The sequence below is a fragment of the Flavobacterium sp. WV_118_3 genome, from assembly GCF_039778605.1.
Lineage (GTDB): Bacteria > Bacteroidota > Bacteroidia > Flavobacteriales > Flavobacteriaceae > Flavobacterium.
The window spans coordinates 2,347,831-2,362,488 of sequence record NZ_CP156060.1 but is presented as its reverse complement, the minus strand read 5'-3'; the positions used below and the strand labels follow the sequence as shown (position 1 = coordinate 2,362,488).

Here is a 14,658-nt window from a genome sequence, read left to right as displayed (position 1 = left end):
TTTATGATAAATTCATTCCGGTAATAATGTTCTCGATTTTATTGTCCAGAAATTCTTCCGCAGCGGCAATTTCGTCGAGACTTTCTATTCGCGCATTCACGCTAAAATAGAATTTGATTTTAGGCTCCGTACCACTTGGGCGGGCGCATATTTTACTACCGTCTTCCAGGTAGTAAATCAGTACATTCGATTTTGGAATATCCAGTGTTCCGGTTTCTCCGGTAAACCTATTTTTAGTAGTCGAATTTTGATAATCCTCTATAAAAATCACCCGTTCACCATTAATTTCGTCCAGCGGATTGTTTCTTAAATCTGCCATCATTTTTTTGATTTCGTTCGCACCGTCGATTCCTTTTTTGGTAATGGAGATCAGGGATTCTTTATAAAAACCGAAATCCACATACATTTGTAGTAATTCTTGGTATAAAGAACTTCCGTTGGCTTTCGCCTGAGCTGCGATTTCACAAATCAGAAGGGTAGCGGTCACAGCATCCTTATCGCGAACGGCATCACCGGCCATAAAGCCAAAACTTTCTTCACCACCACCGATAAATTTTTGTTCCGGGAAATCTTTGATCATTTTAGCGATCCATTTAAAACCGGTTAATCCGACTTTACATTCGATTCCGTAAACATCGGCCAATTCCAGCATCATTGGAGTCGATACAATCGTTGATCCGATAAACTCAGTTCCGGTAATGCGACCTTGTTTTTTCCATTGTTCCAATAAGAAATGTGTCATGAGTACCATGGTCTGGTTACCGTTTAACAATAGCAACTGTCCTTCGGTATTGCGAACGGCCACACCAAGTCGATCGCTGTCCGGATCAGTTCCGATTACGATATCGGCTCCGGTTTTTTCAGCCAGTGTCAATGCCATGGTTAAGGCTTCCGGTTCTTCCGGGTTGGGCGATTTTACCGTTGGGAAATCGCCGTTTGGTTCGGCTTGTTCTTTAACGATGGCTACATTAGTATAACCGGCTTTTTCCAACACATCCGGAACCAGTTTGATGGACGTTCCGTGTAGCGATGTAAAAACGATTTTTAGGTTTTCTTTTGCCGAGGCAGGAGTGTTAAAACTTCCGTTTTCGATAGCCGAATTAATAAAGGCTTTGTCAACAGCGGTATCGATATATTCGATCAGGTCGTTATTCGCTTCAAATCGGATTTGATCGTATTGTAAGGCTTCGATGGTTTGTATGATTTCATGGTCTTGCGGCGGAACCAATTGGCCACCATCCTGCCAGTACACTTTATAACCGTTGTATTCCGGCGGATTGTGTGAAGCCGTTAATACAATTCCGGCGTGACACTCCAGATGTTTTACGGTAAACGATAACTCTGGTGTTGGACGCATATCCGAAAATAAAAACACCTTAATGCCATTGGCAGAAAATACATCGGCAACCACTTTAGCCAGTGTGTCGCTATTGTGACGGCAATCGTAAGCAATCGCAACTTTAAGTGCTTCGCCCGGGAATGATTTTTTTAAATAATCTGAAATTCCCTGTGTATTTTTTCCTAAAGTATATTTGTTGATTCTATTGGTGCCAACACCCATGATGCCGCGCATTCCTCCGGTACCAAATTCCAGGTTTTTATAAAAACTATCCTCCAGTTCTTTTGGAGAAGACGTCATCATTTCCTTGATTTTTTCCTGAGTTTCCGAATCAAATACCGGACTGTTAAGCCAGATATTGACTTTATCGAGTAGCTGCTGTTCGATGTGCATGTTACATTTTTTTACGTTGTTATAAACTAAATATTAACCTTTTCGGCAATTTTATAGCGTTCTTCGTTGTTTTTGGTACGAAGAATAATTTCGCCTAAAAAGCCGGCTAAAAATAGTTGTGTTCCAATGATCATGGTAGTTAGAGCAATATAAAACCACGGATTGCTGGTCACTAAAATAGTGTGCTGGTGGTGGTAGAGTCGGAACAGTTTACTGAAACCGATATATCCGGCTGACAGAAAACCGATGCTAAACATCAGTACGCCCAGGGCGCCAAAGAGGTGCATGGGTCTTTTTCCGAACCGGGATAAAAACCAGATGGTAATCAGATCGAGAAAACCGTTGATAAAGCGCTCCATTCCGAATTTGGTTGCGCCATATTTTCGGGCCTGATGAATGACCACCTTTTCGCCAATTTTGGCAAAGCCGGCGTTTTTGGCCAGTACCGGGATATAACGGTGCATTTCACCGGAAACCTCAATATTTTTGATTACGATATTTTTATACGCCTTTAGTCCGCAGTTAAAATCATTTAACTGGACACCCGATGTTTTACGAGCGGCCCAGTTAAACAATTTTGAAGGTAAATTTTTGGCTACGACCGAATCGTAACGCTTTTTTTTCCAACCCGACACCAGGTCGTACTGTTGATCGGTAATCATATGATATAACTCCGGAATCTCGTCAGGACTGTCCTGTAAATCGGCATCCATAGTGATGATGACATCACCCTGGGCTTTTGCAAAACCGGCATGAAGCGCCTGCGATTTTCCGTAATTCCTTAAAAAGCGGATTCCTTTTACATTGGGATCCTGAGCCGATAGTGTTTCGATCAGCTTCCAGGAATTATCGGTACTGCCGTCGTCAATAAAAATCACTTCGTAGGAGAAATGGTTGGCTGTCATGACACGGACAATCCAGGAATGCAGTTCCGGGAGCGATTCGCTCTCGTTTAATAAAGGAATTATTATGGATAAATTCATTTAAATTTTTATTCTAATGTATTGGTTTTGTTTTTGAAAATCAACGCCAGGATAGCACCGAAAATAGCACTGAAAACAAAACTGAAAACCAATCCTTTTAATTGATTAGCGATACTGTAATTATCAGTCTCTTTCATTTTTTCAACCGTCTCTTTGATAGCAGCAGTAGGTGTGTTGAATTTTTTAAGCATATCGACGGTATATTCGATAGACATTTGGCTGATGGTTTCTTTTACTGACGGATCGATAAAATTAAACAAAATGATGTTGAAAACCACCCCTAAAACAGCACCGATAGCCGCAGCAATAAAGTAAACGGTAAAAGCTTCCTTAAACGTGATACCGCCCAGTGCTTTTTTGGTTTTGGAAAGCAGTACAACTCCTAAAACGATATAAATGATAATGCTTGCAATTCCGATCCAGGGATTAACAAATAGCGATACGTCAATGGCATAAATTAAAGTAGTGACTAAAATGGAAAATACACCCATTATGATACCAAAATTAATCCCGTTTTTTTTGATTGTAGCATTCATAAAAATTTAGTTTTTGGTTAATTAATTTACAAATATAAGAATTACCTTTATAGGAGCGTTAAAAAATATAAACTGTAAGGATTCAAAAAAATAGAGGGAAAGATTTGATATTTCAAAATTAATTGTAAATTTGCAGCCTTAAATAAAAAGATTATAAACAAAAAGTTGTAGACCGTTTATACCTTTTGAAAGACAAAAGCTTCAAAACGGGTTGCAGCCACAAATAAAAAAGATTTACATCATGAAAAAAGGAATTCACCCGGAAAATTACAGATTGGTAGCATTTAAAGATATGTCAAACGAAGACGTATTCATCACTAAATCTACTGTAGATACGAAAGAAACAATTGAAGTTGATGGTGTTGAATATCCAGTGTTTAAAATGGAGATTTCAAGAACATCTCACCCATTCTACACAGGTAAATCAAAACTTATCGATACGGCTGGACGTATTGATAAATTCAAAAACAAATACGCTAAATTTAGTAAGTAATAAGTGTTCAAAATTTATAAGAAGCTTCCCTTTCGGGAGGCTTTTTTTATTTTTATATCTGACGGAAAACTTTGTAACTTTGGTAACGAATCATACGGCACTAACAGATGAACTACATCCTTTTTGACGGAGCAGTCCGACAGGCACTGCTACCGTTTACGTTTACCCGACCTGTAGCGGACATCCGGATCGGAATATTAACCATCCGCGAAAAATGGGAAAAATACCTAGGGTATACAACCACAACTATCACCGAGGAATACCTGATGGAAAAATTCCCAATGGTCGAAATGCAGGAAAATATTATGATTAACGCTTCGTTTCTTCCGAATGAAATACTGACGGAGATGATTGCGAATCTGGAACCCAATCAGGCAATTTTTCATCACGAGGATGTGATCGCGTTCTATACACAGGATTCGCAGGAAGAAGTGGATTTTGATACCTATGAGATTATAGACTATACGGACGATTGTATCAAAATTGAACATACGTGGGACATTTTCAAAAAAAATGACAGCGCTTTACGCGAAGATTTCGAATTGCTTACCGAAGGGCGTACGTCGCAACCGATTCCGAAGAGTGTGAATGTAATCGCACCGGAAAATATTTTTATCGAAGAAGGAGCCAAACTGGAGTTTGTTACCTTAAATGCGGCTACCGGCCCGATCTATATCGGGAAAAATGCGGAGATTATGGAAGGAACCGTAATCCGCGGGCCATTTGCATTATGTGAAGAAGCGGTGGTAAAACTGGCTACCAAAATATATGGCGCGACAACCGTTGGTCCGCATTGTAGAGTAGGTGGCGAAATAAGCAATTCCGTATTATTTGCCTATTCGAATAAAGGACATGATGGCTTTTTAGGGAACTCCGTTTTGGGCGAATGGTGTAATATGGGAGCGGATAGTAATAATTCTAACCTGAAAAACAACTATGAAGAAGTAAAATTATGGAGCTATGAAACCGAAGCAATGGAAAAAACCGGTTTGCAGTTTTGTGGTTTGATGATGGGCGATCATAGTAAATGCGGAATCAATACCATGTTTAATACCGGTACGGTAGTAGGCGTATGTGCAAATATTTACGGCGGCGGATTTCCGAAAAACTTTATACCGAGTTTTTCGTGGGGCGGCGCCGATGGATTTACGGAGTACATTCCGGAAAAAGCATTTGCTACAGCCGAAAACGTAATGTCCCGACGTCATGTGAGCTTTACAGAACAGGATAAAGCGATACTGGAGCATGTATTTGAAGAAACGGCAAAATGGCGCTAAACCATTTTTTAAAATAAATCGGAAAACCACAATCGTGTGAAACGGTTGTGGTTTTTTGTTGGTTGTTGTTGCAAATTTAACGCAACAGTATGGTAAAACTTTAAAATAAGCCTTATCTTTAAAGTACAGTAACCCAAAAATAATCTTACAATGTATAGAGTTGAAAACGACCTGTTAGGGGATTTGAATGTTCCTGAAACGGCCTATTATGGGATTCAAACCCAACGTGCAATTGACAATTTCCATATTTCCGGAGTACGCTTGTATCAGTATCCTGAGTTTATTAAAGGACTGGCCTATGTAAAATGGGCGGCTGCCGAAACCAATTTTACATTAGGATTATTGGACGAAAAACTAAAAAATGCGATTGTTGCGGCGGCTAAAGAAGTAATCGAAGGAAAATTCGACAAAGAATTTCCGATCGATATGATACAGGGAGGCGCGGGAACATCGACCAATATGAATATCAATGAAGTATTGGCCAACAGGGCGCTGGAAATTATGGGCTATCAGAAAGGGGAATACCAATATTGTTCGCCTAATGATCATGTTAACCTGTCGCAATCGACTAACGATGCCTATCCAACTTCGATCAAACTGGCGGCGATCAATTCGAATATCAAACTGATCGGGCATTTAAAATTACTGATTGCCTCGTTTCGAAAAAAAGGAGAGGAATTCAAATCGGTATTAAAAATGGGACGTACCCAATTACAGGATGCGGTACCCATGACATTAGGGCAGGAGTTTGAAGCGTTTGCAGCCAACCTGGAAGAAGAAATCGAACGACTCAATCAGAATTCGGCCTTATTTTTTGAAATCAATATGGGCGCTACGGCCATCGGAACCGGATTAAATGCCGTTCCGGGTTATGCGAAGTTATGTGCCGAAAATCTGGCAAAAGTATCGGGACATCCGTTTGTATCGGCACCCAACCTGATTGAAGCGACTCCGGATACGGGATCTTATGTGATTTATTCGTCTGCTTTAAAACGAATGGCAATCAAGATATCTAAAATATGTAACGATTTGCGACTGCTTTCGTCCGGTCCGCGTTGTGGTTTAAACGAAATTAATTTGCCACCGATGCAACCGGGATCTTCCATTATGCCGGGGAAAGTAAATCCGGTAATTCCGGAAGTGATGAATCAGGTGTGCTACCGTGTCATCGGGAACGATCTTACGGTGACGATGGCAGCCGAAGCCGGACAATTACAGTTAAACGTAATGGAACCGGTGCTAACGTATGCGATTATGGAATCAATGGAATTACTGGCAAACGGTATGGATACGTTACGACTAAAATGTGTTGACGGTATCACGGCTAATGTCGAACATTGTCGTGAAATGGTATTGCACAGTATCGGTATCGTAACAGCTCTTAATCCGTATATAGGATATAAAAACAGTACCAAAATTGCCAAAGAAGCTTTGGAAAGCGGTAAGAGTGTGTACAACCTTGTTTTGGAGCACAATATATTGTCCAAAGAACAACTGGACGATATTCTAAATCCGGAAAATATGTTGGCACCAAAAGGATAAGCGAATTAAATATTTAGGTGTTTGATTATCTTTTTTGAAAACCTATTAAAGAAGCGGATTTTTAGGAATAGTATAAAAATCCGCTCTTTTATTTTATGAAGGATTCATAGTCCCATTTCCATTTGTTGGTAAATGGATCATAACCACATTTTTGTGGTTTGGAATAGATATTTTCAGGAGCCACCAAATAGGCTCTACAATCAATACATATATAACGAAATTCGCAATACATACAGGTTTCTATTTTATCTTTTGAGATAGTCCAATATTTATTAAAATCAGGATTTTCGATAATTGAGTCGAGTGTTTTTATGGATTTAATATTTCCAAAGCTTTGTTTCATTGAGGGACAGTTTTTAATGTTTCCGGATTTGTCGATACTTATTTTACGATTCAGACAGGAATTATAGCATAAAGATTCGGTATAACTTTCGATAGTAATATTGAAATAATCAGGGTGAATGATGCCACAATGACTTTCTGAAGTTATTTTTTGTCGGGTTGTCACCACAATGCCAAAACCGTAATTTTCCTTTTGGATTACTTTGTTTTCTTGGGAAGAATGTAAGACCAGACTTTTGATTTTACGATTATTCTCAACCCATTTCATTATTTGGGTATAGTCTTGTTCAAAAGAGTCTTTTATAATAAATTCGACTGATTTTATAAAACAATGGTTAATTTCTGTTATTAGAGTATCGAAAAAGATACTATCCATATCTTCAAAACAACGTATCTGAATGTGTCTGCAATTATATGGAATAAGGAAGTACTGAATAATATCTTTGATAGTAGTATTGGAGTTTTTGTCAAAATCGATAATGGCATTCGTGATTTTGGCTGGATATTCAAATTTCAGCTGTAATTGTGGGAATCTTTTTAGTTCTTTTTTAGAACAGGAAAAAATGAAATTATGATCTTTTAATACGGCTACGTACTCATGAAAAATGCTTAGATTTTCTTGGTCAAATATTCTTGGAGCTTCCTTTAGATTGTAGTAACGTTGTTTTGAAAATAAATCGGCAAAACTATTTGGAATTAGAACATACTTACTGCGTTGTAAATCACAGATCACAGATCGAGAGATCCCTTTTGTGATCAGACAGTTTGCAAAAAGATGGATGTAATTTCTATTCTTCATTTAGGATTGACAAGATTACAATTTTAGAAATAGGTTTGTAAAAAGGGATCGCATATGCGCCTTCCGTTTTAAAATGACCGTATGTTATTGGATTTATCGGATTTGAAGACTTCGTAGGAATCACCTCTATATCCCAAAACCGCGCTATAAATGGCAAATCCTTTAGATTGTCATTTATATAGTGCTGAATATAAATTTTTATCTTTTTTTCCATTTTTTAAAATCGTTTTAGCGATTGTTTTTTCTATCGAATAGTTGCAATTTCTACTAAGCCATTGAAATTGACCAACAGGATTGATCTCCAGAAAATAATACTCACCTTCGGGAGTGTAGATAATGTCAAACGAGCCGCAATTCAATTTTAATCGCAACATTAATTGATGTAGTTTTTTTTCTAATTTTTTAGGTAATATATAAGGAACACAACGATTTGGATTTTTATGGTCGTAATTTCTGTAATCGATTTTTGTTTTTTCGTTTTGTTGACTAAAAATGACCATGCTTTTGAAAATACCGTTCAGGTAAAAACTTCTAATTTCAAATTGTTTAGGGATATACTTTTGAAAAAAAGAAGGCGAAAACGAACAACTACTTTTAGGGATATCTTTTAGTGTTACTAATTGAGTCGGAGTCGAAAAATAAGCTTTGTAGTTTTGGTTTATATTCAAGGAAAAAAATGGATTCTGAATCGATTTTGTAATTATCATTTTATTTTCGGAAAGAAATACATTCAATTCATCACTATTAGTTGTGATCAAAGTGTTTGGAATTTTTATGTTTAAATCCAGACAATGTTCCAAAACGGTAACCTTATTTATGAAATTGTCATTAAATCGATTTATAAGGTTGAAGTGAAAAAAACTATTTAAATATGAAATTAATGGAACCAAAGCGACCTTTTCCAGATTTTTTCGAAACGATTTGTTTCGGTGATTAGATGTTATTTTGTATTCACCTCTCCGATACCAAAAAGAACATTTATTTATCGGGATATTGTTAATTTTTACTGCCTTCTTTTTTTGATCGGAAAAAAGTAATGAAAAATTTTCTATGGCATAATCATTAAAAAATAAATGAATTTTGTTGAAGTTCCCATAATAGTATAGCCACATTAAAACCGTGTCGGTACTGCTGTCAAAAGATTGTGATTGTATGATTATAGAAGCTTTTTTCATAAGATTATCGGCAATTCCAGAAACCCCAAAAGAGTTTAAAACCGTGTTTTTTTTCGTATTCTTTCTTTTTTTCATCTACTTCCATAGCAACCATAAATAAATCATGTCTCATTTTATTAATATCCTTGCGTTTCCATTTTTCACCATAGCTAACAAACGGATTAGTATGATAAACACCCTTAAGTGTTGAAAAACCAGGATTCGTAGAAGATCTATAGGTGTTGTCATGTAGCAATGCCACATCCCGAGGATGTATATTCCCTTTTTTTATTTCGGTTAACCAATACTCTTTCAATTTATAATAAGACGAAAAATTATTAATTAAAACCAGAACCATCATTTTTTCGGTTAATTCCTGTTCGTTGCAGGAAAAATAATCCCATAATTCTTTATGAGGTTTAACCCTATCGTAAAAATTGGGCTTTTTGCTTCCTAGTTGTCTGAAAATTGTCGAATCGGCAATACCAATTAATCGATCACCTGGAAATCCTTTTTTAACGATCGAATCGGTTAAGGTTATTAAAATTGATTTTTTTCTTTTTTCATATACCTTTCGATCTAAAAATCGTCCCCTTTGATCCCAAAAACCTACTGTATAAACATAATCCAAATAATTTACATCGATACGGGATAGATAATCCCGACGTTTAATAGAATATATTTTTTTTAGTTTAGTATCGGCACTTAATTGTTTATAGATTGTTTTGAAAAGGGGAATGTAACGAATATGGTCAATTTTAAGGCCATATTCAAAACCTTGTTCAAGGTATTGCCGATAAGGTTTCTTGCAGAAATAGGCTATTTGTGCAGCATTTACGAGATCTTTGACAAAGACAAAATTATAGGATGTAAATACTTTATTATAAAAATAAAAAGTACTGTCAATATCACTTTTTATAAAATACTGTTCTTCAGCTTTGTTAATCAGTTTGTGATATTCAAAATAATTGCCTTGAGAAAAACAATTAAATGATATCAGTAAACCAATGCACCATCGCATCCATTTTAATACCAATCTGTTCTCGGATCCCATGATGTCAATTTAAAGTCAATATCTGCACCACCATCTATCGGAGCTGTGTTAGGATGTAAAGGTTCGGCGGTGGGACAGGTTTCGGAATCATAGCTATCTGTACCAGTGTATCGGGCATTTCTATAGCAGGTGGCTTCTGGTTCGATAAGCCCTCCTAAAATTTGCAATGGATTTTTAACTGTATTACCTTTGAATTTTTCAAACGTGTCATTTTTTAAACTTTCTAACTTTTTCATTTTTAAATAGTTTAGTGTTAATAATTATGATTAAAGTCGAAAAGGCAAATGAAATACTAGGGCTTATGCAGAGAGAGATAGTAGTTCCACCTTTTATAGGGAGAATGAATTTTCACTTTTTGATTGAGGAACTACAATTTACAAGCTTTGTTTTTAAAACCAAAATTCGGATAAAATAAAAAACCGAACATTTAGTTCGGTTTTTTTATGATTTTTGATTAATCATCTACTCTTAAAAATTCGCCTTTGGAATTGAATTTTAATTCCAGACCATTGTTTAGATCTACTTCATAATCCCAGGCTCCTTTGTCGATTTTTACGATTGCGGCACCTTTATAATGGGTTTGAACATACGTCAGAATGGGTGCCGGAACAACGCTATTCGGAATGGTATTTTGGTTACCATCCACTTCTTCCCAGTTTCCTTTACGGTCAAATTCAATTTCGGTACCGTCGGCCAACTGTACTTTATAGTCCAGAGAAAAGGTTTCTTCGTCCTTTAGAATGTAATTGGGCGTTTGTTTTGGAAAATGTTTTTTCAGGAAATTCTGTGCATTAGCTGGTAATTGCGCCATAGTAATACTGCTTTTTTGTGCCTGAGCGGTAAAGCCGGTTAAAAAGATCATAAAAAGCGCGATAGCGGTTAATCGGAAATTCAATATTGTTTTCATAGTCGAATTGATTTTAAAATTTGATACAAGATTACAACCTGAATTAGGAAACAATTGGGAAAAAATAAAAAGCGCTTATTTTTTATGGGAAAGTGATGTTAAATACATGTTCCCCGTCGAAAGCGTATCCAATATACAAATTATAATTGGAACTAATCGATTTTACGATCGCTAATCCGAGTCCGGTAGAGTTTTCGTTCGTGCTATGTCGTGCAAAGCGGTTAAAAACAAAATCGGGATTCAAAGGTTTTTCGGAACCGGAATTTCGTATTGTCAGTTGTTTTTCAGACAAAGCTATAGTAACCGTACCGTCGGGACGATTGTGCAGAATCGCATTTTTGATCAAATTGCTTAACAAAGTCAGGGCGAGTCCTTTGTTCATGTTAAAAACCAATGGTTCATTCTGAATAATCTGTAGCGAAACCGATTTAAAAGCGGCAAAATCTTCAAAATCGGATAAAACCTGCGTGGTCAGTTCGTTAAAGTCGACAGCCGTTTCGTCCGGAAATTGCTTGTTTTCAATTTTGGAAAGCATTAAAAGCGACTTGTTTAATTTTACGAGTCGGGAAAGCGTATCGGTTATTTTTCCGACCGCATCCATTTGTTCTTCCGTTAAAGTGTTGTTTTCGGCAAATAACTCCAATCGGTTGATACTAATCGCCAAAGGTGTTTGTAGTTCGTGCGACGCATTTTCGATAAACTGTTTCTGACTCGCATAGGTAGCTTCATTCCGTTTTAATAAGGCTTCCAATTCTTTTCCGAGGATTTTAAACTCGTCGATAGGGGAAGGCGGAGCTGTAAAAGCCGTTCCGGTTCCGAGTTTAAAATGACGCAGTTTATCCAGTAACGAATAAAACGAACGCCATACTTTTTTTAGGATAAAATAATTGATGATCACAATGCTCACGACCAACATAATGTAAAGCGCGATTAAGGCAGTCATCAAATCTTCCATTAATTCATCTTCCTCCACCATCGAAGCGGTGATTGTAAGTTCATACGGATTGCCGTCCGAGGCCATAAAAACCGTTTTTAGGACGCGTACCGGTTCGTAATCATCGTCGTATTCCATGTATTTATGATCATTGTAGATCACATTCTGATGATCGTCATCATCGTCATCGTCGCGATTATTTCGGGCAATATAGCGTCCCATCGGAACCGGTTTTATCGTAAACTGGTTGATTTCCGATTCGTGATTGGTGAGTAACTCCGGACTTTGTTGGGCTTTTCGGATGATCAGTAACTTGGAATTTTTTAGTCCGTCGTCAATATTATCGTAGACTTCTTCCAGAATGACCATATAAAACAAACTCGCCCATAGCGCGATAACGCCCAATAAGGCGATAAGAAGGTAGCGTAATGTATAAACCTGGAGTTTCATAATCAGCTCATTCGGTAACCAATGCCATAAACCGCTTGAATGTCGATTTCGGCTGCGGCATCTTTTAGTTTTTTGCGTAAATTTTTAATCTGAGAATAGACAAAATCGAGATTATCCGCCTGATCAATATAATCGCCCCAGACATATTCGGCCAAAGCAGTTTTGTTGATCAATCGGTTTGGATTTGTGATAAAATAGTATAACAAATCGAATTCCTTACGGTTGAGCGTCAGTTCGGTATTGTTTACGCTAACGGTGCGCTGTTCGGGCGAAAGGATAATGTTGTTCCAATGAATCTGGTTATCGCCGTTATGGCTTTTTCTCCGGATTGCTGATTTGATTCGGGCATGGAGTTCGGCCAGATGGAACGGCTTACTCAAATAATCATCGGCACCGATATCCAAGCCTTTGACTTTATCGTCGACCGAGTCTTTGGCCGAGATAATGATAATTGCCTCTTTTTTATGTAAGGCTTTGATTTTCGAAATCAAATCGAGTCCGTTTCCATCCGGTAGCATAATATCTACGACTACGCAATCGTACTCATAACAACCCAGTTTATCGAGTCCGTCGTTAAAGTTGGCAGCCGTTTCTACGATAAATTTTTCTTTTTCCAGCGATTGTTGGATGACTTCACGAAGTCCGTTTTCGTCTTCTATTATCAGGATTTTCATTCGTTTCAAAGGTAATGATTACATAAATGGACGCAATTTAATCCGCGATTTGGGAAAGAATTAGGAATGATCCGGTAGCTTTTTTACTTTTTTCAGTTGTAGCAGGTTTAACGGATTAATTCCCAGATTGACTACATTTTTACGGGTGAATCGCGCGACTCTATCGTAAAATAAAGGAATGATTGGCGCTTCATCGATGATAAGCGCATCCATTTCGCGGTACAGCTCATTTCGTTTGGTTACATCGTTTTCTAAAAATGCCTTTTCATACAAAGTGTCGAAAGCAGGACTTTTAAAATGCGTATAATTCGGGCCGTTAGGGGCAAAATTCTTACTGTAAAACAACGAAAGGTAATTTTCGGCATCGGGATAATCGGCAATCCAGCTCGCGCGGAAAAACGAAACTTTTCCAGTCGCAATGGCCTGTCGTAACGTCGCTGGAGGCGTTACATCGACCTGAACATTCAGACCAATTTTTTGCCATTCCCGTTGTAAATATTCCGTGATATCAATATAGGTAGCGTTGGTCGACAAATAGATGGTCGGATTCGGATTGCCGGTCGCTTTTTTATAATCGGCAATTAATTTCCGGGCTTTTTGCAGATCGTAATCATAGCCTTTCAGATTGGCATAACCCGGTAATCCGGCCGGAATAATACCACTGGTAGCCGGTGTTCCCATTCCGTTACGCAGGTAAAGAATCATCTTTTTTCGGTCGAAACCATAATTCATCGCCTGGCGGATGCGCTTGTCTAATATGGTTTTATCGGTACCATCCATTCGGAATCCGAGGTATTCGGTATTCAGATAGGCACCCGTAATCAAATTAATATCGTTTTGATATTTGGGCTGTAATTCGCCTTTTTGAGTCAGAATTTCGTCTTTATAGGAAGGATCCAGTCCGGAAACAAAATCCAGCTTACCTTGTACAAATTGTAGAAACCCGCTTTGTTTGTCCGGTAAAAAGGTAACGGCAACGGCTTCCAGGTAGGGAAGTTGTACACCTTGTTCGTCTTTTTCAAAATACAACGGGTTTTTACGCAACACCAGTTTGACGTTTTCCTCCCATAATTTGAACTGAAAAGGACCGGTTCCTACAGGCTTGGCCCGGAAATCATAACCTGGCGTTTCGACGATTTCTTTTGGAACCACCGACGCATATTTCATCGACAACAATCCTAAAAAGGCCGGAAATGGTTTTTGTAAGGTGATTTCGAAGATGCTGTCGTTTTTAGCTTTGATATCGGCTACGGTTTGCAGAATCCAACCACCGGGTGAGGCAACTTTTTCATCGCGCAATCGTTTTAAACTGTATTCGAAATCAGTAGCGGTAACGGTTCGGGTACTGTCTTTTCCGAAAAGTGCACTTTTATGAAAATAGACATCCTTGCGAAGGGTAAACGTATAGGTTTTTCCATCGGACGAAATCGTCCAGTTTTTGGCAATATCCGGCTGAATATGCAGGCTGTCGTCCAATTGTACCAATCCGTTAAAAATAAGATTGCAGGGCCAGATTATCGCCTGACTCTTGGAAAAAGCCGGATCAAGAGAGCTGATATTAGCACTTTCGTTATAACGGAAAACCAGATGATCCTTGTCTTCGGTACTGTTTTTACCACAGGAAACCATCAAAAACAAAAGACAAAAGGCTGATATGGAAAAGATTATTGATCGCATTGAGAAAAATAGGTTTCTGTTTAACCGGTTGTTGTAAAGTCTTAATATAATGTGAATTAGGAATATAAATCTCCCAATGGATTTTACCAAACCGAATTTTGTAT

The 14,658-nt window shown here is 37.8% G+C and carries 14 protein-coding genes; 3 read left to right on the top strand and 11 right to left on the bottom strand.

Going from position 1 to position 14,658, the window contains the following annotated elements:
• Position 1: 1 nt before the first annotated feature.
• The 3 genes from ABFU83_RS11090 to ABFU83_RS11080 are packed head-to-tail and all read right to left on the bottom strand — an operon-like array spanning position 2 to position 3,251.
• Entirely contained in the window at positions 2–1,732 is a 1,731-nt protein-coding gene (locus ABFU83_RS11090; protein WP_347065961.1) for a phospho-sugar mutase, read from the bottom strand.
• A 26-nt stretch (positions 1,733–1,758) separates the two neighbouring features.
• Positions 1,759–2,715, bottom strand: a complete 957-nt coding sequence (locus tag ABFU83_RS11085; protein WP_347065960.1) for a glycosyltransferase family 2 protein — start codon at positions 2,713–2,715, stop codon at positions 1,759–1,761.
• An 8-nt stretch (positions 2,716–2,723) separates the two neighbouring features.
• Entirely contained in the window at positions 2,724–3,251 is a 528-nt protein-coding gene (locus ABFU83_RS11080; RefSeq protein WP_347065958.1) for a DUF4199 domain-containing protein, read from the bottom strand.
• Between the two features lie 241 nt (positions 3,252–3,492).
• Here ABFU83_RS11080 and ABFU83_RS11075 point away from each other — a divergent pair, with 241 nt between their 5' ends.
• The 3 genes from ABFU83_RS11075 to aspA all read left to right on the top strand — a co-directional run bounded on the left by ABFU83_RS11075 (position 3,493) and on the right by aspA (position 6,563).
• Positions 3,493–3,744, top strand: a complete 252-nt coding sequence (locus ABFU83_RS11075; RefSeq protein WP_136402384.1) for a type B 50S ribosomal protein L31 — start codon at positions 3,493–3,495, stop codon at positions 3,742–3,744.
• Between the two features lie 107 nt (positions 3,745–3,851).
• Entirely contained in the window at positions 3,852–5,021 is a 1,170-nt protein-coding gene (locus ABFU83_RS11070; RefSeq protein ID WP_347065956.1) for a GlmU family protein, read from the top strand.
• 150 nt (positions 5,022–5,171) lie between these two features.
• Complete coding sequence (gene aspA / locus ABFU83_RS11065) at positions 5,172–6,563, top strand: aspartate ammonia-lyase (RefSeq protein WP_347065954.1); 1,392 nt, start codon at positions 5,172–5,174, stop codon at positions 6,561–6,563.
• A gap of 88 nt (positions 6,564–6,651) precedes the next feature.
• Here the strand turns inward: aspA and gwsS are convergent, their stop codons facing one another.
• From gwsS to ABFU83_RS11025, 8 genes are all read right to left on the bottom strand, one after another.
• On the bottom strand, positions 6,652–7,704 hold the full coding sequence (gene gwsS / locus ABFU83_RS11060; RefSeq protein WP_347065952.1) for a grasp-with-spasm system SPASM domain peptide maturase: 1,053 nt from the start codon (positions 7,702–7,704) through the stop codon (positions 6,652–6,654).
• A 170-nt stretch (positions 7,705–7,874) separates the two neighbouring features.
• Positions 7,875–8,954: a hypothetical protein gene (locus tag ABFU83_RS11055; protein ID WP_347065950.1), complete on the bottom strand. Its 1,080-nt coding sequence runs from the start codon at positions 8,952–8,954 to the stop codon at positions 7,875–7,877.
• Positions 8,884–9,912 (bottom strand): hypothetical protein, encoded by a 1,029-nt coding sequence (locus ABFU83_RS11050; RefSeq protein ID WP_168732762.1) that lies wholly within the window; start codon positions 9,910–9,912, stop codon positions 8,884–8,886. Before ABFU83_RS11050 ends, ABFU83_RS11055 begins: the two co-directional genes overlap by 71 nt.
• The gene (locus ABFU83_RS11045) at positions 9,885–10,148 is read right to left on the bottom strand and encodes a hypothetical protein (RefSeq protein ID WP_136402390.1); all 264 of its coding nucleotides are present in this window, start codon (positions 10,146–10,148) and stop codon (positions 9,885–9,887) included. The genes ABFU83_RS11050 and ABFU83_RS11045 overlap by 28 nt, the downstream gene beginning before the upstream one ends.
• A 218-nt stretch (positions 10,149–10,366) precedes the next feature.
• Positions 10,367–10,819 (bottom strand): PepSY-like domain-containing protein, encoded by a 453-nt coding sequence (locus ABFU83_RS11040; protein WP_347065947.1) that lies wholly within the window; start codon positions 10,817–10,819, stop codon positions 10,367–10,369.
• Between the two features lie 82 nt (positions 10,820–10,901).
• Positions 10,902–12,203 (bottom strand): HAMP domain-containing sensor histidine kinase, encoded by a 1,302-nt coding sequence (locus tag ABFU83_RS11035; protein ID WP_347065945.1) that lies wholly within the window; start codon positions 12,201–12,203, stop codon positions 10,902–10,904.
• Positions 12,204–12,205: 2 nt separating this feature from the next.
• Positions 12,206–12,877: a response regulator transcription factor gene (locus tag ABFU83_RS11030; RefSeq protein WP_347065943.1), complete on the bottom strand. Its 672-nt coding sequence runs from the start codon at positions 12,875–12,877 to the stop codon at positions 12,206–12,208.
• A 60-nt stretch (positions 12,878–12,937) separates the two neighbouring features.
• A complete protein-coding gene (locus tag ABFU83_RS11025) occupies positions 12,938–14,554 on the bottom strand; it encodes an ABC transporter substrate-binding protein (RefSeq protein ID WP_347065941.1) in 1,617 nt (538 codons plus the stop codon).
• Between the last annotated feature and the right edge of the window lie 104 nt (positions 14,555–14,658).

What these genes read in the sequence shown, in the direction of transcription:
- ABFU83_RS11090 (WP_347065961.1), bottom strand. Translation starts at nt 1,732, where the DNA reads ATGCACATCGAACAGCAGCTACTCGATAAAGTCAATATCTGGCTTAAC.
- ABFU83_RS11085 (WP_347065960.1), bottom strand. Translation starts at nt 2,715, where the DNA reads ATGAATTTATCCATAATAATTCCTTTATTAAACGAGAGCGAATCGCTC.
- ABFU83_RS11080 (WP_347065958.1), bottom strand. Translation starts at nt 3,251, where the DNA reads ATGAATGCTACAATCAAAAAAAACGGGATTAATTTTGGTATCATAATG.
- ABFU83_RS11075 (WP_136402384.1), top strand. Translation starts at nt 3,493, where the DNA reads ATGAAAAAAGGAATTCACCCGGAAAATTACAGATTGGTAGCATTTAAA.
- ABFU83_RS11070 (WP_347065956.1), top strand. Translation starts at nt 3,852, where the DNA reads ATGAACTACATCCTTTTTGACGGAGCAGTCCGACAGGCACTGCTACCG.
- aspA (WP_347065954.1), top strand. Translation starts at nt 5,172, where the DNA reads ATGTATAGAGTTGAAAACGACCTGTTAGGGGATTTGAATGTTCCTGAA.
- gwsS (WP_347065952.1), bottom strand. Translation starts at nt 7,704, where the DNA reads ATGAAGAATAGAAATTACATCCATCTTTTTGCAAACTGTCTGATCACA.
- ABFU83_RS11055 (WP_347065950.1), bottom strand. Translation starts at nt 8,954, where the DNA reads ATGAAAAAAAGAAAGAATACGAAAAAAAACACGGTTTTAAACTCTTTT.
- ABFU83_RS11050 (WP_168732762.1), bottom strand. Translation starts at nt 9,912, where the DNA reads ATGGGATCCGAGAACAGATTGGTATTAAAATGGATGCGATGGTGCATT.
- ABFU83_RS11045 (WP_136402390.1), bottom strand. Translation starts at nt 10,148, where the DNA reads ATGAAAAAGTTAGAAAGTTTAAAAAATGACACGTTTGAAAAATTCAAA.
- ABFU83_RS11040 (WP_347065947.1), bottom strand. Translation starts at nt 10,819, where the DNA reads ATGAAAACAATATTGAATTTCCGATTAACCGCTATCGCGCTTTTTATG.
- ABFU83_RS11035 (WP_347065945.1), bottom strand. Translation starts at nt 12,203, where the DNA reads ATGAAACTCCAGGTTTATACATTACGCTACCTTCTTATCGCCTTATTG.
- ABFU83_RS11030 (WP_347065943.1), bottom strand. Translation starts at nt 12,877, where the DNA reads ATGAAAATCCTGATAATAGAAGACGAAAACGGACTTCGTGAAGTCATC.
- ABFU83_RS11025 (WP_347065941.1), bottom strand. Translation starts at nt 14,554, where the DNA reads ATGCGATCAATAATCTTTTCCATATCAGCCTTTTGTCTTTTGTTTTTG.